At 72.4% G+C, this 22367-nt stretch carries 20 protein-coding genes; 16 read left to right on the forward strand and 4 right to left on the reverse strand.

What is annotated here, in order from left to right:
* Window positions 1–28 precede the first annotated feature (28 nt).
* The 4 genes from ABEB00_RS16475 to ABEB00_RS16490 all read left to right on the forward strand — a co-directional run bounded on the left by ABEB00_RS16475 (window position 29) and on the right by ABEB00_RS16490 (window position 5618).
* On the forward strand, window positions 29–3235 hold the full coding sequence (locus ABEB00_RS16475) for a S41 family peptidase (RefSeq protein WP_345620428.1): 3207 nt from the start codon (window positions 29–31) through the stop codon (window positions 3233–3235).
* Window positions 3236–3342: 107 nt separating this feature from the next.
* Window positions 3343–3696 (forward strand): histidine triad nucleotide-binding protein, encoded by a 354-nt coding sequence (locus ABEB00_RS16480; protein WP_345620430.1) that lies wholly within the window; start codon window positions 3343–3345, stop codon window positions 3694–3696.
* Window positions 3697–3699: 3 nt separating this feature from the next.
* Window positions 3700–4605, forward strand: a complete 906-nt coding sequence (locus tag ABEB00_RS16485; protein WP_345620432.1) for a ribonuclease Z — start codon at window positions 3700–3702, stop codon at window positions 4603–4605.
* Window positions 4606–4625: 20 nt separating this feature from the next.
* Window positions 4626–5618, forward strand: coding sequence for an adenosine deaminase (locus ABEB00_RS16490; RefSeq protein WP_345620433.1), 993 nt, complete (start codon window positions 4626–4628; stop codon window positions 5616–5618).
* 96 nt (window positions 5619–5714) lie between these two features.
* Here ABEB00_RS16490 and ABEB00_RS16495 read toward each other — a convergent pair whose 3' ends face one another.
* A complete protein-coding gene (locus tag ABEB00_RS16495) occupies window positions 5715–7073 on the reverse strand; it encodes an MFS transporter (protein ID WP_345620434.1) in 1359 nt (452 codons plus the stop codon).
* Between the two features lie 233 nt (window positions 7074–7306).
* Between ABEB00_RS16495 and ABEB00_RS16500 the strand changes: the two genes are divergently transcribed.
* From ABEB00_RS16500 to era, 7 genes are all read left to right on the forward strand, one after another.
* The gene (locus ABEB00_RS16500) at window positions 7307–8542 is read left to right on the forward strand and encodes a carbohydrate kinase family protein (protein WP_345620436.1); all 1236 of its coding nucleotides are present in this window, start codon (window positions 7307–7309) and stop codon (window positions 8540–8542) included.
* A 149-nt stretch (window positions 8543–8691) separates the two neighbouring features.
* On the forward strand, window positions 8692–9771 hold the full coding sequence (locus ABEB00_RS16505; protein WP_345620438.1) for a PhoH family protein: 1080 nt from the start codon (window positions 8692–8694) through the stop codon (window positions 9769–9771).
* 12 nt (window positions 9772–9783) lie between these two features.
* Entirely contained in the window at window positions 9784–10281 is a 498-nt protein-coding gene (gene ybeY, locus ABEB00_RS16510) for an rRNA maturation RNase YbeY (RefSeq protein ID WP_345620439.1), read from the forward strand.
* Window positions 10278–11582, forward strand: coding sequence for a hemolysin family protein (locus ABEB00_RS16515; protein WP_345620440.1), 1305 nt, complete (start codon window positions 10278–10280; stop codon window positions 11580–11582). Before ybeY ends, ABEB00_RS16515 begins: the two co-directional genes overlap by 4 nt.
* Window positions 11579–11938: an MmcQ/YjbR family DNA-binding protein gene (locus tag ABEB00_RS16520; protein ID WP_345620442.1), complete on the forward strand. Its 360-nt coding sequence runs from the start codon at window positions 11579–11581 to the stop codon at window positions 11936–11938. The genes ABEB00_RS16515 and ABEB00_RS16520 overlap by 4 nt, the downstream gene beginning before the upstream one ends.
* A gap of 89 nt (window positions 11939–12027) precedes the next feature.
* Entirely contained in the window at window positions 12028–12381 is a 354-nt protein-coding gene (locus ABEB00_RS16525; protein ID WP_345620443.1) for a cytidine deaminase, read from the forward strand.
* Window positions 12382–12472: 91 nt separating this feature from the next.
* Window positions 12473–13465, forward strand: coding sequence for a GTPase Era (gene era / locus ABEB00_RS16530; RefSeq protein WP_345620444.1), 993 nt, complete (start codon window positions 12473–12475; stop codon window positions 13463–13465).
* Window positions 13466–13564: 99 nt separating this feature from the next.
* Here the strand turns inward: era and ABEB00_RS16535 are convergent, their stop codons facing one another.
* Together ABEB00_RS16535 and ABEB00_RS16540 are read right to left on the reverse strand one after the other, a co-directional pair.
* Window positions 13565–13831 carry a protealysin inhibitor emfourin gene (locus ABEB00_RS16535; protein ID WP_345620446.1) on the reverse strand — a complete coding sequence of 89 codons (267 nt, stop codon included), beginning with the start codon at window positions 13829–13831 and terminating at the stop codon, window positions 13565–13567.
* A 20-nt stretch (window positions 13832–13851) separates the two neighbouring features.
* A complete protein-coding gene (locus ABEB00_RS16540; RefSeq protein WP_345620447.1) occupies window positions 13852–14916 on the reverse strand; it encodes a M4 family metallopeptidase in 1065 nt (354 codons plus the stop codon).
* Window positions 14917–15254: 338 nt separating this feature from the next.
* On the opposite strand from ABEB00_RS16540, the gene leuA reads away from it, so the two are divergent.
* Window positions 15255–16976, forward strand: coding sequence for a 2-isopropylmalate synthase (gene leuA / locus ABEB00_RS16545; protein ID WP_345620448.1), 1722 nt, complete (start codon window positions 15255–15257; stop codon window positions 16974–16976).
* A gap of 185 nt (window positions 16977–17161) precedes the next feature.
* Window positions 17162–17860, forward strand: a complete 699-nt coding sequence (locus tag ABEB00_RS16550) for a TerB family tellurite resistance protein (RefSeq protein ID WP_345620449.1) — start codon at window positions 17162–17164, stop codon at window positions 17858–17860.
* A gap of 34 nt (window positions 17861–17894) precedes the next feature.
* Here the strand turns inward: ABEB00_RS16550 and ABEB00_RS16555 are convergent, their stop codons facing one another.
* The gene (locus tag ABEB00_RS16555; RefSeq protein ID WP_345620450.1) at window positions 17895–18458 is read right to left on the reverse strand and encodes a GNAT family N-acetyltransferase; all 564 of its coding nucleotides are present in this window, start codon (window positions 18456–18458) and stop codon (window positions 17895–17897) included.
* A gap of 326 nt (window positions 18459–18784) precedes the next feature.
* Between ABEB00_RS16555 and ABEB00_RS16560 the strand changes: the two genes are divergently transcribed.
* From ABEB00_RS16560 to ABEB00_RS16570, 3 genes are read left to right on the forward strand one after another with little or no spacing between them, the layout of a single operon-like run.
* On the forward strand, window positions 18785–19537 hold the full coding sequence (locus ABEB00_RS16560) for an SCO2525 family SAM-dependent methyltransferase (RefSeq protein ID WP_345620488.1): 753 nt from the start codon (window positions 18785–18787) through the stop codon (window positions 19535–19537).
* Window positions 19538–19592: 55 nt separating this feature from the next.
* Complete coding sequence (locus tag ABEB00_RS16565; RefSeq protein WP_345620451.1) at window positions 19593–21434, forward strand: SCO2524 family protein; 1842 nt, start codon at window positions 19593–19595, stop codon at window positions 21432–21434.
* Between the two features lies 1 nt (window position 21435).
* Complete coding sequence (locus ABEB00_RS16570) at window positions 21436–22353, forward strand: SCO2523 family variant P-loop protein (RefSeq protein ID WP_345620452.1); 918 nt, start codon at window positions 21436–21438, stop codon at window positions 22351–22353.
* Window positions 22354–22367 lie beyond the last annotated feature (14 nt).

Here is a 22367-nt window from a genome sequence, read left to right on the forward strand (position 1 = left end):
CCCGCCCGGCCCTGCATAGGCTGAGGGGGTGACACAGCCCGCAGCCTCTGCCTACCTCCGGTTCCCGCACCTGCACGGCGAGTTGGCCGCCTTCACCGCCGAGGACGACGTGTGGGTCGCGCCCCTCGACGGCGGGCGGGCCTGGCGGGTCAGCGCCGACAACACCCCCGTGACCCACCCGCGCCTGTCGCCGGACGGCACCACCGTCGCCTGGACCTCCACCCGCGACGGCGCCCCCGAGGTGCACGTCGCCCCGGTCGACGGCGGCCCGGCCCGGCGCCTGACGCACTGGGGGAGTCACCGCACCCAGGTGCGCGGCTGGACCCCGGACGGCCGGGTGCTGGCCCTCACCACCCACGGCCAGGCCAGCCTGCGCCGCAGTTGGGCCCGCGCGGTCCCGCTGGACGGCGGCCCGGCCGAGACCCTGCCCTACGGTCCCGTCGGCGACGTCGCCTTCGGCCCGTCCACCGTGCTGCTCTCCGCCCCGATGGGCCGCGAGGCCGCCTGGTGGAAGCGGTACCGGGGCGGCACGGCGGGCAAGCTGTGGATCGACCCCGAGGGCGGGGGCGAGTTCGTCCGGCTCCACCAGGACCTCGACGGGAACATCGAGTACCCGTTCTGGGTGGGGGAGCGGATCGCGTTCCTCTCCGACCACGAGGACACGGGCGCCGTGTACTCCTCCCTCGGCGACGGCTCCGACCTGCGCCGCCACACCCCCCTCGACGGCTTCTACGCCCGGCAGGCCGCCACCGACGGCACCCGGATCGTCTACTCCAGCGCCGGCGAGCTGTGGCTCCTCGACGACCTCGACGGAGCCGAACCGCGACGGCTCGACGTGCGGCTCGGCGGAGCCCGGACCGACCTCCAGCCGTATCCGGTGAACACCTCCCGCTGGTTCGGCTCCGCCGCCCCCGACCACACCGCCCGGGGCAGCGCCGTCGCCGTGCGCGGCGGCGTGCACTGGGTCACCCACCGCTCCGGGCCCGCCCGCGCGCTGGCCGTCGAGCCGGGGATACGGGCCCGGCTGCCGCGCACCTTCCGCGCCGACGGCGAGGGCTGGGTGGTGTGGGTGACCGACGCCGAGGGCGAGGACGCCCTGGAGTTCGCGCCCGCCACCGGCTCGCTGCCCGGCGCCACCCCGCGCCGCCTGGCGGCCGGGCGGCTCGGCCGGGTACTGGGCCTGGCCATGGCCCCCGACGGCAGCCGCGCCGCGGTCGCCTCCCACGACGGCCGCGTCCTGCTGGTGGAACGCGCCACCGGTGAGGTCCGGGAGATCGACCGCAGCGAGGACGGCGACGTCTCCGGGCTGGTCTTCTCCCCCGACTCCACCTGGCTCGCCTGGTCGCACCCCGGCCCCCGCCCGCTCTCCCAGCTCAAGCTGGCCCACACCACCGACCTCTCGGTCACCGAGGCGACCCCGCTGCGCTTCCAGGACTACGCCCCCGCCTTCACCCTCGACGGCAAGCACCTGGCGTTCCTCTCGGCCCGCTCCTTCGACCCGGTCTACGACGAGCACGTCTTCGACCTGGGCTTCGTCGAGGGCACCCGCCCGCACCTGATCACGCTGGCCGCGACCACGCCCTCCCCGTTCGGCCCGCAGCGCCACGGCCGCCCCTTCGAGGCGCCCGACCGGGAGGAGACCCCCGACGGCGAGTCCGCCGCCACCACCCGGATCGACCTCGAAGGGCTGGCCGACCGGATCGTGCCCTTCCCGGTGGAGGCCGCCCGCTACTCCCACCTGCGCGCGGCCAAGGACGGCGTGCTGTGGCTGCGCCACCCGGTCGCCGGGGTGCTCGGTGCCTCCCGGGCCACCCCGGACGACCCGGACCCCAAGACCGAGCTGGAGCGCTACGACCTCGCCCAGCAGCGCGTCGAGCACCTGGCGGCCGACGCCGACCGGTTCGCGGTCAGCGGCGACGGCAAGCGGGTGCTGCTCTGGACCGACGGGCGCCTCAAGGTCGTCCCCAGCGACCGGCGGGCCTCCACCGACGAGGACAGCGACACCAACGTCACCGTCGACCTCTCCCGGATCCGGCAGAACGTCGAACCGGCGGCCGAGTGGCGGCAGATGTACGAGGAGACCGGCCGCGTCATGCGCGACCACTTCTGGCGGCCCGACATGAACGGCGTCGACTGGGACGCCGTCCTGGACCGCTACCGGCCCGTCCTGGACCGCGTCGCCACCCACGACGACCTGGTCGACCTGCTCTGGGAGGTCCAGGGCGAACTGGGCACCTCGCACGCCTACGTCGTCCCGCGCGGCGGCCACGGCGACGGCGCCCGGCAGGGCCTGCTCGGCGCCGACCTCTCCCGGCACGAGGACGGCCGCTGGCGCGTGGACCGGGTGCTGCCCTCGGAGACCTCCGACCCGGACGCCCGCTCCCCGCTCGCCGCCCCCGGCGTCGCGATCCGCGCCGGGGACGCGATCGTCGCCGTCGCCGGCCGGCCCGTCGACCCGGTCGCCGGACCCGGTCCGCTGCTCGTCGGCACCGCGGGCAAGCCGGTCGAGCTGACCGTCCTGCCCTCCGGCGGCGGCGAGGCGCGGCACGCCGTCGTCGTCCCCGTCGCCGACGAGGAGCCGCTGCGCTACCACGCCTGGGTGGCCGGCCGGCGCGGCTACGTGCACGAGAGGTCGGCGGGCCGGCTCGGCTACCTGCACGTCCCCGACATGCAGGCGCCCGGCTGGGCGCAGATCCACCGCGACCTGCGGATCGAGGTCGCCCGGGAGGGCCTGGTCGTCGACGTCCGCGAGAACCGCGGCGGCCACACCTCGCAGCTCGTGGTGGAGAAGCTGGCCCGCCGGATCGTCGGCTGGGACCTGCCGCGCGGCATGCGCCCCACCAGTTACCCGCAGGACGCGCCCCGGGGACCGGTGGTCGCCGTCGCCAACGAGTTCTCCGGCTCCGACGGCGACATCGTCAACGCCGCGATCAAGGCGCTCGGCCTCGGCCCGGTGGTCGGCACCCGCACCTGGGGCGGCGTGATCGGCATCGACTCCCGCTACCGCCTGGTCGACGGCACCCTCGTCACCCAGCCCAAGTACGCCTTCTGGCTGGAGGGATACGGGTGGGGCGTGGAGAACCACGGCGTCGACCCGGACGTGGAGGTGGAGCAGCGCCCCCAGGACCACGCGGCCGGCCGCGACCCGCAGTTGGACGAGGCGATCAGGCTGGCCCTGGAGGCGCTGGAGACGGCACCCGCCAAGACCCCGCCGGATCTGCCGACGACCGGCTGACCGTCCGCCGACGACCGACCGACCCGTCCGCCGACGATCGACCGGCACACCCGGTCGCTACGATGCGCGGGAGAAGATCACCGGTGTTCCAGTGCGAGGAGGGCCCCATGGCCGGGGAACCGCAGGACGACTGCCTGTTCTGCAAGATCGTCGCGGGTCGGATCCCGGCGACGATCGTCCGTGAGACCGAGACGACCGTCGCGTTCCGCGACATCAACCCGCAGGCGCCCACCCATGTCCTGGTGATCCCGAAGGCGCACCACCGGGACGCCGCCGCCCTCGCCGCCGCCGACCCGGCGCTCGCCGCCGACGTGCTGCGCGAGACCCAGGCCGTCGCCGAGGCGGAGGGACTGGAGAGCTACCGCACCATCTTCAACACCGGCGCCGGCGCCGGGCAGACCGTCTGGCACACCCACGCCCACGTCCTCGGCGGACGCGGCCTGCAGTGGCCCCCCGGCTGACCGGTGTCCGCCCGTGAACTGGTGGTCCTCGGCACCGCCAGCCAGGTCCCGACCCGGCACCGCAACCACAACGGCTATCTGCTGCGCTGGGACGGCGAGGGCATCCTGTTCGACCCCGGCGAGGGCACCCAGCGCCAGATGCTGCGCGCCGGGGTCGCCGCCCACGACCTGAACCGGATCTGCGTCACCCACTTCCACGGCGACCACAGCCTCGGCCTCGCCGGGGTGATCCAGCGCGTCAACCTCGACCGCGTGCCGCACCCCGTCACCGCCCACTTCCCGCGCTCCGGGCAGCGCTTCTTCGACCGCCTGCGGTACGCCACCGCCTACCGCGAGACGGTCGGCATCACCGAGGCGCCGGTCGACACGGACGGCGACCTCGCCCGCACCCCGGGCTACACCCTCGACGCGCGTCTGCTCTCCCACCCGGTGGAGTCCTACGGCTACCGGCTCACCGAGCCCGACGGCCGCCGCATGCTTCCCGACCGGCTCGCGGCGCACGGCATCGCGGGCCCGGACGTGGGCCGCATCCAGCGCGAGGGCTCGCTCGGCGGTGTCCCGCTGGACGAGGTCAGCGAGGTCCGCCGGGGCCAGCGGTTCGCGTTCGTCATGGACACCCGGCTCTGCGACGGCGTCCACGTCCTCGCCGACGGCTGCGACCTGCTGGTCATCGAGGCCACCTTCCTCGACGAGGACGAGTCGCTGGCGGTGGAGCACGGGCATCTGACGGCCGGGCAGGCGGCGCGGGTCGCCCGGGACGCGGGCGTGCGCCACCTCGTCCTCACCCACTTCAGCCAGCGCTACCCGGACCCGGCGGAGTTCGAGCGCCAGGCACGGGCGGCGGGCTACCAGGGTGAGCTGACCGTAGCCCGAGACCTACTCAGAGTCCCGGTTCCGAAACGTCGGTGAAATCGCCGTACCATTCTCTGATGCCCCTGCCCAAAGCCGAACTGCACCTGCACATCGAAGGCACCCTGGAGCCCGAGCTGGCTTTCGAGCTGGCCGCGCGCAACGGGGTCGTGCTGCCCCACGCCGACACCGACGCGCTGCGCGAGGCGTACCGGTTCGCCGATCTCCAGTCCTTCCTGAACCTGTACTACGAGCTGATGGCCGTGCTGCGCACCGAGCGCGACTTCGCCGACCTCGCCGACGCCTACCTGGCCCGCGCCGCCGCGCAGGGGGTGCGGCACGCGGAGATCTTCTTCGACCCGCAGGCGCACCTGGCCCGGGGCGTCGCCATGGGGACGGTCGTCGAGGGGCTCTGGGCGGCGCTGGGCCGGGCCGAGGAGAGGCACGGCGTCTCCACCCGGCTGATCATGTGCTTCCTGCGGGACGAGTCCGCCGCGTCGGCCATGGAGACCCTGGCGGCCGCCGGGCCCTACCTGGACCGGATCACCGGTGTCGGCCTGGACTCCGCCGAGGTCGGGCACCCGCCGGTGAAGTTCCGCGAGGTGTACGAGGCCGCCGCCGCGCTCGGGCTGCGCCGGGTGGCGCACGCCGGTGAGGAGGGCCCGCCGGAGTACATCACCGAGGCGCTGGACGTCCTCGGCGTGGAGCGGATAGACCACGGGCTGCGCTGTGCGGAGGACCCGGCGCTGGTGGAGCGGCTGGTGCGGGAGCGGGTCCCGCTGACCCTGTGCCCGCTCTCCAACGTCCGGCTGCGCACGGTCGACACCCTCGCCGACCACCCGCTGCCGGCCCTGCTGGACGCCGGTCTGATGTGCACGGTCAACTCCGACGACCCCGCCTACTTCGGCGGCTACGCGGGCGACAACTTCGACGCCGTGCGCGAGGCGCTCGGCCTGGACCGGGAGAAGCTGCGGCAACTGGCCCGCAACTCCTTCCTCGCCGCCTTCCTGGAGGACGACGAGGAGCGGCGGACCCGGTACCTCGCGGAGGTCGAGGCGTACGCCTTCGTATAGCCCCGCCCCTTCACACAGCCCCGCCCCTTCGCGCGGTCCCGCCCCTTCGCGCGGTCCCGCCCCTTCGCGGGGTCCCGCCCCGCCGATCTGCCCCGCTCAGCCCGTTCCGGGCCCGGAAGCCCCCGCGGCCTGCCGGGGTCCGGCCGTGTCGTAGGCGCCTTGGACGGAGGCGGCGAACGCCTCCATGGGTATCTTCACGACCGGCTGCTCCATGGTGCCTGCCTCGGGCCGCGCCCCGCCGGGCGTGCCGGTGGTGGCGCCGGTGGTGGCGGTGGCGGCGGTGACCAGGGCGGCCGGGTGGGCGCCCCGGCGGCGGCCGGCGCCGGGCAGCGGGGCACGTCCGCCGGTGTGCAGGGCCACCGCCGTCATCGGCACGGTGATCACCAGCAGGACGGCGCCGAGCACCAGGCCCATGCCCGTGAACCCGGCCCCGGCCGACAGCAGACTGCCGGTCAGCGGCCCCGCCGCCGTCCCCAGCGAGGACGCCGAGCCGGCCAGCGCCGCCCACCGGCCGCGCGGGTCGAGCGAGACGGCCAGCCCGATCAGGTACGACAGCACCACCGGGTACAGCGTGTTCCAGGCGATCTCCCCGGCGGTGAAGGCCGCCGGCCCGGACGCGGAGGCGGTGAGCGCGACGCACCCGGCGATCAGTACCGTCCCGCCGCCGATGGGCACCGCGCGTCCGAACCGGGCGCCGAGCGCCCCGGCGGTGACCACGCCGACCAGACCGGCGCCGAGCGCGGCGGCGAAGACCACGCCGAGGGCGGCCTCGCCGAGGTGCGCCTGCTCCAGCCCGATCCGGCCGCTCACGCCCCACAGGCAGTTCTGCGCGAGCGACCAGCAGACCATCGTGGCGGCCAGCACCAGGCCGGACCGGCGGTGCGGGAGCGGGGCCCGCACGGGTCCGGCCGCCGGGGCGGGTGCCGGGCCGGGCAGACGGCAGGTGGCGGGCCACGCGGCGACCGAGGTCAGCGCGACGGCGGCCAGCGGCAGCCCGTGGCCGGAACCGAGGTGCGGGACGGTCAGATACACCGCCGCGGCCAGTGCCGACACGGTCAGCAGCCCCAGCGTGGAGGCCCGGTGCGGGTCCCGCTCGGCGGCGATCCGGGTCGCGGCGACCGTCGTCGCCGCACCCGACCCGAGGCCGCCGACGACGGCGCCGGCCAGGACGGCGGGGACGGCGGAGCCGAGTGCGGCGGCGCCGTAACCGGCGGCGGCCAGCACGAGCCCCAGCCGGGCCAGGCTCCGGGCTCCGAACCGCTCCACCCGGGAGGCGAGCAGGAAGCCGGCCGTGGCGGAGGCCAGCAGCAGCGCGCTGCCGACGGCGCCGGCCTGCGTGGCGGTCAGCGGCAGTCCGGAGTCGAGTCTGCCGACGGTGGTGGGCAGCAGATACGGAGCGAGGTACCCGGCCGTGAAAAGCGCGACGAGGGGCCAGGGGGTGGTGCGGGCGAACACGGGCGTTCCCAGGGCGTGCGAAAGGAAGCGATCAGAAAATGATCAGATATCGATCATTATGTAGTTTTAGGTACCGGATGCCGGGTAATGAATCGCGCCACCCGCGACCGGACCGGCGCACCCGGCCCGGCACCAGGCCCGAGTACGGACGGCCTGTCGGTGGTGTGGTGCACACTGACTTGATCCGCACCGACTTGATCCGCACCGACTTGATCCGCACCATGCCCGACCGCATGCCAGACCGTGTCAGGGAGCGCACCGTGCCCGCGTTCACCGTCTCCGCCGCCGCCCAGGTGTCCGAGGCGCCCGTCGCCTCCGCCCGTGAGGCCGCCGACGCCACCCCGCCCGACGTCTCCTTCGCGTCCGCCCCGGCCGAGCGAGCGCGCCGCCGCCCGCCGGCCGACCCGCTGGCCGCCCTGCGCGCCCCGGACGACCCGCCCTGGGACGTGTACCTCACCGGCCCGGTCTTCCTCGACATCGTCTTCACCGGGCTCGACTCCGCCCCGGTGCGCGGCACCGAGTCCTGGGCCCGCGGCATGGGGTCGAGCCCGGGCGGCGTGGCCAACATGGCGACCGCGCTCGCCCGCCTCGGCCTGCGCACCTCCCTGGCCGCCGCCTTCGGCGACGACCACTACGGCGACTACTGCCGGGACGCCCTCGCCCGGGGCGAGGGCATCGACCTGACCCCCTCCCGGACCGTGCCCGGCTGGCACTCGCCGGTCACCGTCTCCATGGCGTACGAGGGCGAGCGCACGATGGTCTCGCACGGCCACGAGGCGCCCCCGGAGGAACCCGGCCCCCGGTACCCGCCCCGCGCCCGCGCCGCCGTCGCCTCGCTCACCCCCGGCGCCCGCGACCCCTGGATCGCCCGGGCCGCCGCGGCCGGCACCCGGGTCTTCGCCGACGTCGGCTGGGACGACACCGGCGCCTGGGACCTCACCGGCCTGCCCGACCTCGCGCACTGCGAGGCGTTCCTGCCCAACGCCGAGGAGGCGATGCGCTACACCGGCACCGACTGCCCGCGCGCCGCCGCCCACGCCCTCACCGGCCACGTCCCGCTCGCCGTCGTCACCCTCGGCGCGGACGGCGCCTACGCCGTCGACCGGCGCACCGGGGAGACCGCCGAGGTCCCGGCGATCGAGGTGGAGGCCCTGGACCCGACCGGCGCCGGGGACGTCTTCGTCGCCGGTTTCGTCACCGGCACCCTGGCCGGCTGGCCGCTCGCCGACCGCCTGGCCTTCGCCGGCCTGACCGCCGCCCTCTCCGTCCAGGAGTTCGGCGGCTCCCTGTCGGCGCCCGGCTGGTCCGAGGTGGCCGCCTGGTGGCGCGAGGTCCGCTCGCTCACCGGCCAGGAACCCGCCGCCCTGCGCCGCTACGCCTTCCTCGCCGACCTGCTCCCCGACGAGACGGACCGCCCGTGGCCGCTGCGGCGAGCCGTGCCCACCATCGGTTTCCGCGAACCGCAGTGAGCGCGCGGAGCGGCGTGCGAGCGGTCCGCACGCGGTCGGCGAAAAGTCCTACGGTCTTGTCAGTCCCCCGGCGTACTCTTGAAGACGCGAGGCCGCCCTCAGCTACGCGGCCGTGACGAGGAGGAACCGCAGGCCTTCAGCGCCGGCCCATGACTCAGACACCCACAGCTCACACCCCCGCACAGGGGCAGGCGAGAGCAGAGTTCACCGTCCCCGCCCAGCACCCCATGGTGACCGTCCTGGGGTCCGGAGACGCTCTGCTGCGCGTGATCGAAGGGGCCTTCCCGGCGGCCGACATCCACGTCCGGGGCAATCAGATCAGCGCCAAGGGTGAGCGGGCCGAAGTCGCCCTCATCCAGCGCGTGTTCGACCAGATGATGCTGGTGCTGCGCACCGGGCAGCCGATGACGGAGGACGCAGTGGAACGCTCGATCGCCATGCTCAAGGCGAGCGAGAACGGGGAGAGCGACGGCCAGGAGACCCCGGCCGAGGTTCTCACGCAGTACATCCTGTCCTCGCGCGGCCGCACCATCCGCCCCAAGACCCTCAACCAGAAGCGGTACGTCGACGCCATCGACACCCACACCATCGTCTTCGGCATCGGCCCCGCCGGCACCGGAAAGACGTACCTGGCGATGGCCAAGGCGGTGCAGGCCCTGCAGTCCAAGCAGGTCAACCGCATCATCCTGACCCGCCCGGCCGTCGAGGCCGGCGAGCGCCTGGGCTTCCTGCCCGGCACCCTCTACGAGAAGATCGACCCCTACCTGCGCCCGCTCTACGACGCCCTGCACGACATGATCGACCCGGACTCCATCCCCCGCCTGATGGCGGCCGGCACGATCGAGGTCGCGCCGCTCGCCTACATGCGCGGACGGACGCTCAACGACGCCTTCATCATCCTGGACGAGGCGCAGAACACCAGCGCCGAGCAGATGAAGATGTTCCTCACCCGCCTCGGCTTCGAGTCGAAGATCGTGATCACGGGTGACGTGACCCAGGTCGACCTGCCCGGCGGCACCAAGTCCGGGCTGCGGCAGGTCCAGGAGATCCTGGAGGGCGTCGAGGACGTGCACTTCTCCCGGCTGTCGTCCCAGGACGTCGTCCGGCACCGGCTGGTGGGCCGTATCGTCGACGCCTACGAGAAGTACGACAGCACGCACGGAACCGACAACGGCGGGCACCCGGCACCGGGCGGTCCGTCCGGCGCCAGGCGTTCCAAGGGGAAGTAGACCAGCAAGACCATGTCGATCGACGTCAACAACGAGTCCGGCACCGAGGTGGACGAGCAGGCGGTCCTCGACATCGCCCGCTACGCGCTCACGCGGATGCGTATCCACCCGCTCTCCGAGCTGTCGGTGATCGTCGTGGACGCCGCCGCCATGGAGCAGCTCCACATCCAGTGGATGGACCTGCCCGGTCCGACGGACGTCATGTCCTTCCCCATGGACGAGCTGCGCCCGCCGGCCAAGGACGACGACGAGCCGCCGCAGGGACTGCTCGGCGACATCGTGCTCTGTCCCGAGGTCGCCGAGAAGCAGGGCGCCGAGGCGGAGACGGGGCACACCATGGACGAGGAGCTGCAACTGCTCACCGTCCACGGGGTGCTGCACCTGCTCGGCTACGACCACGAGGAGCCGGACGAGAAGGCCGAGATGTTCGGTCTGCAGGCCGCCATCGTGGACGGCTGGCGCGCGGAGAAGGGCATCACCGGCCCGTCCCCCGCCCCGACCGTCTCATGAGCCTCCCGCTCGTCGCGGGCGCCGTCGCCCTGATCGTCGTCGCCTGGCTCGCCGCCTGCGCGGAGGCCGGGCTCGCCCGCGTCTCCAGCTTCCGCGCCGAGGAGGCAGTCCGCTCCGGGCGGCGCGGCAGCGCCAAACTCGCCAAGGTCGCCGCCGACCCGACCCGCTACCTCAACGTGGCGCTGCTGGTCCGGGTCGCCTGCGAGATGGCCGCCGCCGCCCTGGTCACCTACGGCTGCCTCAGCCAGTTCGCGCACACCACCGAGGCGCTGCTGATCGCCATCGCCGTGATGGTGCTGGTCAGCTATGTCGCCGTCGGGGTCTCCCCGCGCACCATCGGCCGCCAGCACCCGCTGAACACGGCGACCGCGGCGGCGTACGTCCTGGTGCCGCTGGCCCGGATCATGGGCCCGATCCCGCCGCTGCTGATCCTCATCGGCAACGCGCTCACCCCCGGCAAGGGCTTCCGCCGCGGCCCCTTCGCCTCCGAGGCCGAACTGCGCGCGCTGGTCGACCTCGCCGAGAAGGAGTCGCTGATCGAGGCCGAGGAGCGCCGCATGGTGCACTCGGTGTTCGAACTGGGCGACACCCTGGTGCGAGAGGTGATGGTGCCGCGCACCGACCTCGTCGTCATCGAGCGGTACAAGACCATCCGGCAGGCCCTCACCCTCGCCCTGCGCTCCGGTTTCTCCCGCATCCCGGTCACCGGCGACAGCGAGGACGACATCGTCGGCATCGTGTACCTGAAGGACCTGGCCCGGCGCACGCACATCAGCCGCGACGCCGAGAGCGACCTGGTCTCCACGGTGATGCGCCCGGCCTTCTTCGTCCCCGACACCAAGAACGCCGGCGACCTGCTGCGCGAGATGCAGAAGGAACGCAACCACGTCGCCGTCGTCATCGACGAGTACGGCGGCACGGCCGGCATCGTCACCATCGAGGACATCCTGGAGGAGATCGTCGGCGAGATCACCGACGAGTACGACCGCGAACTCCCCCCGGTCCAGGACCTCGGCGAGGACCGCTACCGGGTCACCGCCCGCCTCGACATCGGCGACCTCGGCGAGCTGTACGGCCTGGAGGAGTTCGACGACGAGGACGTGGAGACCGTCGGCGGACTGCTGGCCAAGGCGCTGGGCCGGGTGCCGATCGCCGAGGCGTCGGCCGTGGTCGACCTGCCCGACGGCCGTGCGCTGCGGCTGACCGCGGAGGCCGCGGCGGGCCGCCGCAACAAGGTCGTGACCGTACTGGCCGAGCCGGTCCGGCCCGAGGACGCCGGCGAGGAGGAGAAGCCGGAGTGACCCCGGCCGCGCTGCGCGCCCTGTGCCTGTCCTTCAACGCGGCCGTGGAGGACCTCCCGTTCAACCCCGGGACCTCGGTCTTCAAGGTGCTGGGCAAGATGTTCGCCCTCACCGCCCTGGACGCGCGCCCGCTCACCGTCAACCTCAAGTGCGACCCCGAGGACGCGCTGCGGCTGCGCGCCGAGCACGAGGGGCTGATCGTCCCCGGCTGGCACATGAACAAGCGGCACTGGAACACCGTGACCGCGGCCGGCGCCCTCCCGGACCCCCTGGTCCGGGAGCTGGTGGAGGACTCCTACGACCTGGTCGTGGCCGGCCTGCCGCGCGCCGACCGGCTCCGCCTCGACCGCCCCTGACCCCACCCGCCGTACCCGCACCCGCGCCCGCACCCGCGGCCGGCGGCCCGGGAGCACGGCCGCCCGGTGGCGCTCCGTATGCTCGGATCATGACCGACAGCAGCGCGCTCGATCCCGAGGACCGCAAGATCGTCACCCTGGCCCGTTCGGCCCGGGCCCGCAACCAGGTGGCCGAGGGGGCCGCCGTGCGGGACGAGACCGGACGGACGTACGTCGCCGGCACCGTCGACCTCCCGTCGCTGAAACTCAGCGCGCTGCGCACGGCGGTGGCGATGGCGGTGGCCTCCGGCGCGGCCTCCCTGGAGGCGGCGGCCGTGGTGACCGGCGCGGAGACCGCGACGGACGAGGACCGGGCGGCCGTGCGGGACCTGGGCGGTCCTCGCACGCCGGTGCTGGTGGCGGCCCCGGACGGGACGGTACGGGCGACGGTCACCGCCGGCTGAAGACCCCCGGGAGCGCCGGTCGCGGCCGCGTTCGGGCGCCTGTTTGCGGTGCTGTGCGGCGGCGGTCTGTGGATCAGGGACAATGGGCGCCATGAGCGTGCGCAGTCAGTCATCCGAGCCGTCGGAAATGTCCGAGGATGGGGGCACCTCCCACGCCCTTGAGGCAGCGGGAGCCCATCGGGCGGGCTTCGCCTGCTTCGTGGGCCGTCCCAACGCGGGCAAGTCCACCCTCACGAACGCTCTGGTAGGGCAGAAGGTGGCGATCACCTCCAACCGCCCGCAGACGACCCGGCACACCGTGCGGGGGATCGTGCACCGGCCGGGCGCCCAGTTGATCCTGGTCGACACCCCCGGCCTGCACAAGCCGCGCACCCTGCTCGGCGAGCGGCTGAACGACGTGGTGCGCACCACCTGGGCCGAGGTCGACGTGATCGGCTTCTGCCTGCCCGCGAACGAGAAGCTCGGGCCCGGCGACCGGTTCATCGCCAAGGAACTGGCCGGGATCAAGAAGACCCCGAAGGTCGCCATCGTCACCAAGACCGACCTGGTGGACGGCCGCACCCTCGCCGAGCAGCTCATCGCGATCGACCAGCTCGGACAGGAGCTGGGCATCGCCTGGGCCGAGATCGTCCCGGTCTCCGCCACCGCGAACCAGCAGGTGGACCTGGTGGCCGACCTGCTCGTCCCGCTCATGCCGGAGGGACCCGCCCTCTACCCCGAGGGCGACCTCACCGACGAGCCCGAGCAGGTCATGGTCGCCGAGCTGATCCGCGAGGCCGCGCTGGAGGGCGTCCGCGACGAGCTGCCGCACTCCATCGCCGTGGTGGTGGAGGAGATGCTGCCGCGCGAGGACCGCCCCGCCGACAAGCCGCTCCTCGACATCCACGCCAACGTCTTCATCGAGCGCCCCAGCCAGAAGGGGATCATCATCGGCCCCAAGGGAAAGCGGCTGAAGGACGTCGGCATCAAGTCCCGCAAGCAGATCGAGGCTCTTCTCGGCACGCCGGTCTTCCTCGACCTGCACGTCAAGGTCGCCAAGGACTGGCAGCGGGACCCGAAGCAGTTGCGGCGGCTGGGGTTCTGACCCCCGGGGAGGGCGGGTCAGGCGGCCGTTCGCCGGCGTCGCGGACCCGCCCGGCCGGCGCCGCCCCGGCCGGCCCGTCGCGCGGGCCGCACACCGGGCTCAGGCTCCCTCCTTCAGCACCCGGGAGATCAGGCCGCGCTGCTCCTCGGTCAGCCGCGGGTCGGCGGCGTACACCGTGCGGCCGTCCACGGTGATCTCGTAACCGAAGCCGTCCGGTACGCCGGGGGGCGGGGTGTCCCGGCCCTGCGCGACGGCCCGCTCGGCCAGCGCGTGCCACTCCGGCGCGTCCGGACGGTCCGCGGTGTCCACCTCCGCGTGGCGTTCGATGCCCGCGAAGCCTCCTGTACGCCTCACCTGAATCCGCATGGGTCGTGTCTAGTACGGAACTACACCGTGCGCACCCCGACCTGTTCCCACGCCTTGCCCACCGCGTCCAGTTCCTCGCCGTCGCCGTACCGCTCCCGGGCGGCCTTCACCGTCAGCTTCGCGAAGTCCGTGAACAGCGCGTCCTGCTTCAGCTCGCCGCCGGTCAGGGCGTCGTACCAGACCTGCCCGGCCCGCTCCCAGGCGTGGCCGCCGAGGGCGGTCGCCAGCAGGTAGAAGGCGTGGTTGGGGATGCCCGAGTTGATGTGCACGCCGCCGTTGTCGCGGCCGGTGGTGACGTAGTCGTCCATCGTCGCGGGCTGCGGGTCCTTGCCGAGGACGTCGTCGTCGTACGCCGTGCCGGGCTCCTTCATCGAGCGCAGCGCGACCCCGGTGACGCGCGGCGCGAGCAGGCCCGCGCCGATCAGCCAGTCGGCCTCGGTGGCGCTCTGCCGCAGCGTGTACTGCTTGATGAGGGCGCCGAAGACGTCCGACACCGACTCGTTGAGGGCGCCGGGCTGGCCGAAGTAGGTCAGGTTCGCCGTGTACTGGGTGACGCCGTGGACGAGTTCGTGGCCGATGACGTCGACGGGCAGGGTGAAGTCGAGGAAGATCTCGCCGTCGCCGTCGCCGAAGACCATCTGCTCGCCGTTCCAGAAGGCGTTGTTGTACTCCTCGTCGTAGTGCACGGTCGCGTCCAGCGGCAGCCCGGCGCCGTCGATGCTGTCCCGTCCGTAGGCCGTGAGCAGCAGCTCGAAGGTGGCGCCGAGGCCCGCGTAGGCGCGGTTGACGGTGGCGTCCTGGCCGGGTTCGGCGCCCTCGCCGCGCACCTTCCGGCCCGGCAGGGAGGTGCGGTGCCCGGCGTCGTAGACGGTGCGCTGCGGGGCGCCGGAGGCGGCGGCCGTGGTGGCGGCGGTGGCGCCGATCACCGTGGTCAGCCGGCGCTGGGTGCGCTCGTAGGCGTCGCGCTGGAGGGTGCGGCGGGCCGGGCCGGCCAGCGCGGGGTCGTCGGCCTGGGCGAGCCGGTCGAGGACGTGGGGCGGGATGATGGTGCAGAAGACGGGCGTGAAGCCCCCGTTGTCGGTCATGTCCGGCACCATCGCACTGTGTGACGTGACTGTCACTAGTCGCCACCATGATTGATGAAATGCGCGCGTGTCGCGGGCTCCCGGCCCCCCTGAAGTGGTATGCGGCACTTTATGTCCCGGTTTCTCTCCCGGTCCCGCATACTGATACGACCCCGCGTGGGCGGCACGGCTCGGCTAGGCTGCGGAGCACCATGCGTTTCGGGCTGCTTCTCCTTAGCTGCCGCGGCGAGGGCCTGTAGTCGAGGCCGACTCCCTCCCCGCGGAGCTTCGTGTTGCGCCGTCGGCCGTCCTTCCGTCACACGCGGACACCGCGGACATCACGAGGAGCCCACGCACTCATGGTCAATCGCCAGCAGCCCAGTTCCATGCCGACCGGCAAGTACCGCGGCTACCAGCAGGTCGAGATCCCCGACCGCACCTGGCCGGACCGGCGTATCACCGCCGCCCCCCGCTGGCTCTCCACCGACCTGCGCGACGGCAACCAGGCGCTGATCGACCCCATGTCGCCCGCCCGCAAACGCGCCATGTTCGACCTGCTGGTCAAGATGGGCTACAAGGAGATCGAGGTCGGCTTCCCGGCCTCCGGCCAGACCGACTTCGACTTCGTCCGCTCGATCATCGAGGACCCGGACGCCATCCCGGACGACGTCACCATCTCCGTACTGACCCAGGCCCGTGAGGACCTGATCGAGCGGACGGTGGAGTCCCTGCGGGGCGCCCGGCGCGCCACCGTCCACCTGTACAACGCCACCGCGCCGGTCTTCCGCCGGGTCGTCTTCCGCGGCTCCAAGGACGACATCAAGCAGATCGCCGTCGACGGCACCCGCCTGGTGATGGAGTACGCCGAGAAGCTGCTGGGCCCCGAGACCGTCTTCGGCTACCAGTACAGCCCGGAGATCTTCACCGACACCGAGCTGGACTTCGCGCTGGAGGTCTGCGAGGCGGTGATGGACGTCTACCGGCCCGGCCCGGACCGGGAGATCATCCTGAACCTGCCCGCCACCGTGGAGCGCTCCACGCCCTCCACGCACGCGGACCGCTTCGAGTGGATGCACCGCCACCTGTCCCGCCGCGAGCACGTCGTGCTCTCCGTCCACCCCCACAACGACCGCGGTACGGCGGTGGCGGCGGCCGAACTGGCCGTGATGGCCGGCGCCGACCGCGTCGAGGGCTGCCTGTTCGGGCAGGGCGAGCGCACCGGCAACGTCGACCTGGTCACCCTGGGCATGAACCTGTTCTCCCAGGGCGTCGACCCGCAGATCGACTTCTCCGGCATCGACGAGGTCCGCCGTACGTGGGAGTACTGCAACCAGATGGAGGTCCACCCGCGCCACCCGTACGTGGGCGACCTGGTCTACACGTCCTTCTCCGGCTCCCACCAGGACGCCATCAAGAAGGGCTTCGACGCGATGGAGGCCGACGCCGAGGCCCGCGGCGTCACCGTCGACGACCTCGAATGGGCCGTTCCGTACCTGCCGATCGACCCCAAGGACGTCGGCCGCTCCTACGAGGCGGTCATCCGGGTCAACTCGCAGTCCGGCAAGGGCGGCGTCGCCTACGTCCTGAAGAACGACCACAAGCTGGACCTGCCGCGCCGGATGCAGATCGAGTTCTCCCGGATCATCCAGGCGAAGACGGACGCCGAGGGCGGCGAGATCACGCCGACGGCGATCTGGGACGTCTTCCAGGACGAGTACCTGCCCAACCCCGAGAACCCCTGGGGGCGCGTGCAGGTCAAGGCCGGCCAGACCACGACCGACCGGGACGGCGTCGACACGCTCACCGTCGAGGCCACCGTCGACGGCGCCGACACCGTCCTGACCGGCTCCGGCAACGGCCCGATCTCGGCCTTCTTCGAGGCCCTGCAGTCCGTCGGCGTCGACGTGCGCCTGCTGGACTACCAGGAGCACACGATGAGCGAGGGCGCCTCCGCGCAGGCCGCCTCCTACATCGAGTGCGCGATCGGCGACAAGGTGCTGTGGGGGATCGGAATCGACGCGAACACCACGCGTGCCTCGCTGAAGGCGGTCGTCTCCGCCGTCAACCGCGCGACTCGCTGACCAGCCGCATCGGTGGTTTGGGGCCCCGTCTGCCGCCCAGCGGCCGACGGGGCCCCGTCGCTTACCGGCCACTTCGGGTGTGCAGGTCACGGAAAGGTCTCTTCCGGGGTACTGACTCCACGACGAGCGTGTGGCTAACATCACGGAGGCGCGGCGATGTTGCCGCGCGGTAACGGAGGTGCGACGTGCTGCCTGAACGGGGACGAAACGGCCGAGCTGCCCGGCGGCCGCGCATCCTGGGCACCCGTACCGCCTGGACGCCGGTCGGCGACGGCGAGTTCTTCTGCCCCGGCTGCGGGGGCGACCGCAACTACCAGCGGCTCACCGGCCGCCGCCGCTTCACGCTGCTCGGGGTGCCGGTGCTGCCCCGCGGCGAGTGCGGCCCGGCCGTGGAGTGCGCCGCCTGCCGCCGGCACTTCGGCATGGACGTCCTGGACCACCCGACCACCACGCGTTTCTCCGCGATGCTCCGGGACGCCGTGCACACGGTCGCGCTCGCGGTGCTGGCCGCCGGCTCCACCTGCTCCCGCGCCTCGCTGGAGGCGGCGGCCGCGGCGGTGCGCGCGGCGGGGTTCGACGACTGCACCGAGGAGCAGCTCGACGCCCTGGTGGTGGCGCTCGCCGCGGACACCGGCCGGATCTGCGGCGAGCCCTGCGGTCCCGGCCTCGCCATAGAGCTGCACGAGGCCCTCGACCCGCTCGCCCCGCACCTGGCCGCCGCGGGCCGCGAGGCGATCCTGCTGCAGGGCGCCCGGATCGCGCTCGCCGACGGGCCCTACACCCCCGCCGAGCGCGACGCCCTCGCCACCGTGGGCGCCGCCCTGACGATCTGCTCCGAGGACGTGACCCGGCTCCTGGCGGCGGCGGCCCGGACACCGTCCTGAGCGACGGGCCGGGCCGGGCCGGGCCGCCGCCCGCTCAGCCGGCCGGGGTGAGGTCCAGGCGGAGCACCAGCCGGTCCATGCCGGGGCCGAAGTAGTCCCGCCGCAGCCCGCCGTCGGGTTCCTCGGGAACGAAGCCGAGACCCCGGTAGAGCAGGATCGCGGCGCGGTTGGCGGGCTCCACGGTGAGGCGCACCTGCTCGATGCCGCACCCGCGCAGCCGGTCCAGGACCTCCACCATCAGCTCCCGGCCCAGACCGTTCCTGCGCTGGTCCTGGATGACGCACAGGCCGAGGATCCAACTGCCGCGGTCCAGGCGGGTGGTGCCGGCCAGGACGTAGCCGCGCAGTCTGCCGGTGCCGTCGTCCAGTACGAGCAGGTGGTCGGCGTACATGTCGTACATCTGGCGCAGGAGGAACTCCGGGTACGCGACCTCCTGGAAGACCTCCTTGTCGAGGCGGCACAGTTCGGGCAGGTCGTCCCCTCGTGCCGTCCGGAGGATCAGCGGCGTGGCGTCCGGCAGCCGGGGGAGCAGGGTTCTCTCCGGCTCCTTGAGCTGTGCGGGACGATCGAGGAAACGCTCCAGCGGTTCGGCGGTCATGCCACCCCCAGTCGGCACTACGGATCAGACGTCAACTTGGCGACCGCGATTTCACACGATAGAGAAAACTGAGTTGTGTGGCGGCCGGTGACGCCTTCTGGCTAGAGTGAGCCACCAACTCCCGCCAGGCAAGCGGGAGTTCGGGTGTGCAACGATGCGCCCGACGTGCGACCGGCAGATCAGGACTGGCGTATTCCGTGCTGTGCACGGGAGTTGCCGTGCTTTACGGTGCAAACAAACATGTGCCGTTTCTCTCTGCGGGTGTCCATGAACATCGCAACGGCACTGGATCATGTCGGAAGATGAATGGAAACGGCAGGGTGACTATGGATCGCAACGCCGACGCACCGTGGTCGAAGTTCGATCCAGAGGCGTATGTCAGTGACAATTACCGCACCCCGCTCCCCGTCGATCTGCTCATCGTGGCGTTGATGCGCGATCATTTCAGCCGCTGTTTCGAAGGGGTCCCGCCCGACCCGCTGTTGCGCGGTGTCGACGTGGGCGCCGGCGCCAACATGTATCCCGCCCTGGCGATGCTGCCCTGGTGCGAGAAGATCCTGCTGCTCGAATACGCGGCACCCAACGTCGAGTACCTCCGGCGGCAGATCGCCTCCGGCGGGCTCGACCACGCCTGGGACGCGTTCTGGGGTGTGCTCGGTGAGGACCCGGCTTACCGGGAGGTCGTCCCCCGCGACCGGCTGGACGAGGTCGTCCTGGTCCAGCGGCAGAACCTGTTCGACCTGGACGGGGAGCAGCGCTGGGACCTCGGGACGATGTTCTTCGTCGCCGACTCGATGTCCGAGTGCCCCGAGGAGTTCGGGCGGGGCGTGCGCTGTTTCATGAACGCGCTGGACAAGGACGCCCCGTTCGCCGCCGCGTTCATGAAGGGCTCGGACGGATACCGTGTCGCGGGGCAGAAATTCCCGGCATACCGGGTGACCGAGGCGGAGGTCGAGGAAAGCCTGGTGCACTACTCCTGCGAGCTGGAGATCCACGATCTCCACCATGTGGTCCGCGAGGGACACGACGGAATGCTGCTCGCTCTGGGGCGACGGAATTCGAGGGTTTCCGTCCCCTAGGAACGGGGACCAATTCGGCATACAAGGCAATGGGATCTGTGCGAGGGGTGCGGGGATGCAGATCAAGCCACGCCAGCATTTGCTGGACATCTGGCGGGCGATCGCCCGCCACTCGTTCGAGGACGGCAAGCTCATCTCCTCGGACGCGGGCGGCCTGAGCAGCGTCGCCGACGCCGAACGGCTGCTCTGCCTGCTGTACCCCGCCACCGAGGTGCCCGCCTTCCGGCTGGACCAGCCGGACACCACCGAGCGGGACGTCCTGCGCGTCCTGGAGCCGGTCGGCAACCGGCTGGACATCCCGCCCAACCTGATCACCGCCATGGCCCAGTTCATGCGCACCCACACCGGGCCGGACGACAGCCCCACCTTCGCCGGCGGGCACTACTTCAAACCCGCCGAACCGGGCATCGAACTCACGCGCGACCAAGCACAGTTGGGGGTGGTGGACTCCTACTCCATGTCCGTCACCCTCTGCCTGGCCACCCTCGGCTTCCTCAAGGTCTACGAGTCCACCACCACCCGCCCCGAGGTGCGCAAGGCGCTCGCCGAGCTGAGAACGGCCACCAACACCCGGCTCTCCGCCGCGATGATCAGCCTGCTGCGCTCCTTCACGGTGAACGTCTTCGACGCCGAGTCCGAGCAGGGCAGACGCCTGATCCAGGTCATCGGACAGGGCAGGCAGTCCGAGCGGTCCGTGCTCCAGCAGTTCGCCCGCCGCTTCCGCCCGCTGCGCGCCACGATCGTGGAGAGCCTCACCCGGGGCATCCAGGTCGACGAGAGCATCCGCGACGAGAGCCAGCTCTTCGAGTGCGGCTGGGCCTGGGGCGTGGTGCGGGACGCGCCGGAGGTCGGCGACCTGGACCGCAAGGTCCCCGGCCAGCCCCCAGGCATCGCCGACCGGCTGCCCTACGTGTACTTCACCGTCGTCGCCCTGGACGGCATCCAGGACCTGTTCTCCAAGCGCACCCTCACCCTCGGACTGCTCGACGAGGACCAGCAGAAGCTCGCCGAGGCGCTCCGCCTGCGCTGGGAGCTGAGCCAGGAGTACTGGTCCACCATCGCCCGCTTCGGCGCCGACCGGTGGCCCCTGGAGGACCTGCCCTGGCAGACCACCGGACTGCAACTGGAGTCCGAGTACTTCTCCCTCACCGTCGCCGCCATCCTCGTCCACGACCTGGTCCGCCGGAACGCCACCGACGACGACCTCACCCGCACCGTCGCCGTCATGGAGCGCCTCGCCGACCGGGGCCGGATCACCAGCCGGATGACCAAGGACGACCCCGTGATCCGCCTGCACCACCCGGGGGTCACCATGCCGCTCGCCGGTTCCGAACGCTCCGGCGGGCTCCTCCAGTGGCGGATGACCGACTACTCGGGGCAGATGCTGAAGCGGATCATCCAACTCGCCGTCCTGTCGCAGAACATCAACGCGCAGGGGCGGCTGCTGCGCCTCGCCGAGCAGACCTTCGAGCACCTGTGGCACCGGCGGGTCGAGGGAGGTGAGGGCGCCGACCTCTGGGACGACGTGCGCGCCGTCTACCCGGACGCCCGGGACGTGGACCGCCGGATGTCCTGGAGCGTCACCGAGCGCGTCACCGAATGCCTGGTCGCCGCCCGCAACCTGTACGAGCAGCAGCCCATCCCCAGCGACGAACTCGCCCAGCTCGCCCGCGAACTGCTCAGCGAGGCCACCCACCTGTTCGGCAAGGAACAACTGGAGGCGGCCGGCATCGAGGGCAACCGGGGCCGGGCGATGCGCAGCATCGAGACCCGCCTCGACCGGGCCCGCGGCCTGGTGGACAGGCAGCCCGCCACCGCCTTCGCCCTGACCCTGCCCGTGCTCCAGGAACTCGACACCCTGGCCCAGGCCAGGGACGCCGGCGTGAAGGAGGGCTGAGATGCTCGTCTTCGCCGCCTCCGACAAGGGAGGCACCGGCCGCTCGGTGACCAGCGCCAACCTGGCCTACCAGCGCGCCCTGAACGGCGACCACGTGGCCTACGTCGACTTCGACTTCGGCTCGCCCACCGCCGCCGCCGTCTTCGACGTCCCCAGCGCCATGCGCGGCGTCGCGGAACGGGGCCTGCACTCCTACCTGGAGGGCGAGATCACCGAACCCGCCATGATCGACATCTGGCGGCAGACCGAGCACCCGACGCTGAAGGCGTGGCCCAACCAGTCCGGCCGCCTGGTCCTCTTCCCCGGCGACGCCGGCGGCGGCGAGTTCGCCACCGGCGAGGACGCCCTGGAGCGCTGCGTCGACCTGCTGCTGCGGCTCAACGGCGAGTTCGACCTGATCGTGGTCGACCTCAGCGCCGGCCGCAGTTACGCCGTCGACCTGGTCCTCGCGGCCACCGCCCACCCCCGGATGCGCAACGTCCCCTTCCGCTGGCTGGTCTTCCACCGCTGGACCCGGCAGCACGTGATCGCCGCCTCCGGCCTCGTCCACAAGGAACACGGCATCATCAGGGGCGGTGTCGAGCGCGGGCACGACGAGGAGGCGCTGCGGGCCGCCGTCCGGTTCGTCCGGGCCGCCGTACCCGACCCGGAGTCCGCGATCTGGTCGCAGGTCTCGTCCGCGCAGGCCGCCTGGATGCAGTCCACCGACGAGGCGCTGCGCCGGCTCGCCGCCGAGCACGCCATCGGGGACAGCGTGGTCCTCGGCGTCGTACCGCTGGAGCCGATCCTCCAGTGGCGCGAGCAGCTCATCACCGAGGAGGACGTGCTCGCCACGCAGATCGCGAACAAGGACACGCTGGAAGCGCTGGAGGAGATCGCCCGGCGGCTGACGGACGAGTCGTACTGGGGGCAGCGATGACGTCGTTCCGGGGG

Source organism: Streptomyces ziwulingensis, assembly GCF_039542605.1.
Classification (GTDB): Bacteria; Actinomycetota; Actinomycetes; order Streptomycetales; family Streptomycetaceae; genus Streptomyces; species Streptomyces ziwulingensis.

Coding starts and splice junctions, on each gene's coding strand:
- ybeY (WP_345620439.1), top strand. CDS start 9,784: ATGTCGATCGACGTCAACAACGAGTCCGGCACCGAGGTGGACGAGCAG.
- ABEB00_RS16540 (WP_345620447.1), bottom strand. CDS start 14,916: ATGACCGACAACGGGGGCTTCACGCCCGTCTTCTGCACCATCATCCCG.
- ABEB00_RS16490 (WP_345620433.1), top strand. CDS start 4,626: ATGCCCCTGCCCAAAGCCGAACTGCACCTGCACATCGAAGGCACCCTG.
- ABEB00_RS16570 (WP_345620452.1), top strand. CDS start 21,436: ATGCTCGTCTTCGCCGCCTCCGACAAGGGAGGCACCGGCCGCTCGGTG.
- ABEB00_RS16560 (WP_345620488.1), top strand. CDS start 18,785: ATGGATCGCAACGCCGACGCACCGTGGTCGAAGTTCGATCCAGAGGCG.
- ABEB00_RS16525 (WP_345620443.1), top strand. CDS start 12,028: ATGACCGACAGCAGCGCGCTCGATCCCGAGGACCGCAAGATCGTCACC.
- era (WP_345620444.1), top strand. CDS start 12,473: ATGAGCGTGCGCAGTCAGTCATCCGAGCCGTCGGAAATGTCCGAGGAT.
- ABEB00_RS16515 (WP_345620440.1), top strand. CDS start 10,278: ATGAGCCTCCCGCTCGTCGCGGGCGCCGTCGCCCTGATCGTCGTCGCC.
- leuA (WP_345620448.1), top strand. CDS start 15,255: ATGGTCAATCGCCAGCAGCCCAGTTCCATGCCGACCGGCAAGTACCGC.
- ABEB00_RS16535 (WP_345620446.1), bottom strand. CDS start 13,831: ATGCGGATTCAGGTGAGGCGTACAGGAGGCTTCGCGGGCATCGAACGC.
- ABEB00_RS16555 (WP_345620450.1), bottom strand. CDS start 18,458: ATGACCGCCGAACCGCTGGAGCGTTTCCTCGATCGTCCCGCACAGCTC.
- ABEB00_RS16480 (WP_345620430.1), top strand. CDS start 3,343: ATGGCCGGGGAACCGCAGGACGACTGCCTGTTCTGCAAGATCGTCGCG.
- ABEB00_RS16505 (WP_345620438.1), top strand. CDS start 8,692: ATGACTCAGACACCCACAGCTCACACCCCCGCACAGGGGCAGGCGAGA.
- ABEB00_RS16500 (WP_345620436.1), top strand. CDS start 7,307: ATGCCAGACCGTGTCAGGGAGCGCACCGTGCCCGCGTTCACCGTCTCC.
- ABEB00_RS16565 (WP_345620451.1), top strand. CDS start 19,593: ATGCAGATCAAGCCACGCCAGCATTTGCTGGACATCTGGCGGGCGATC.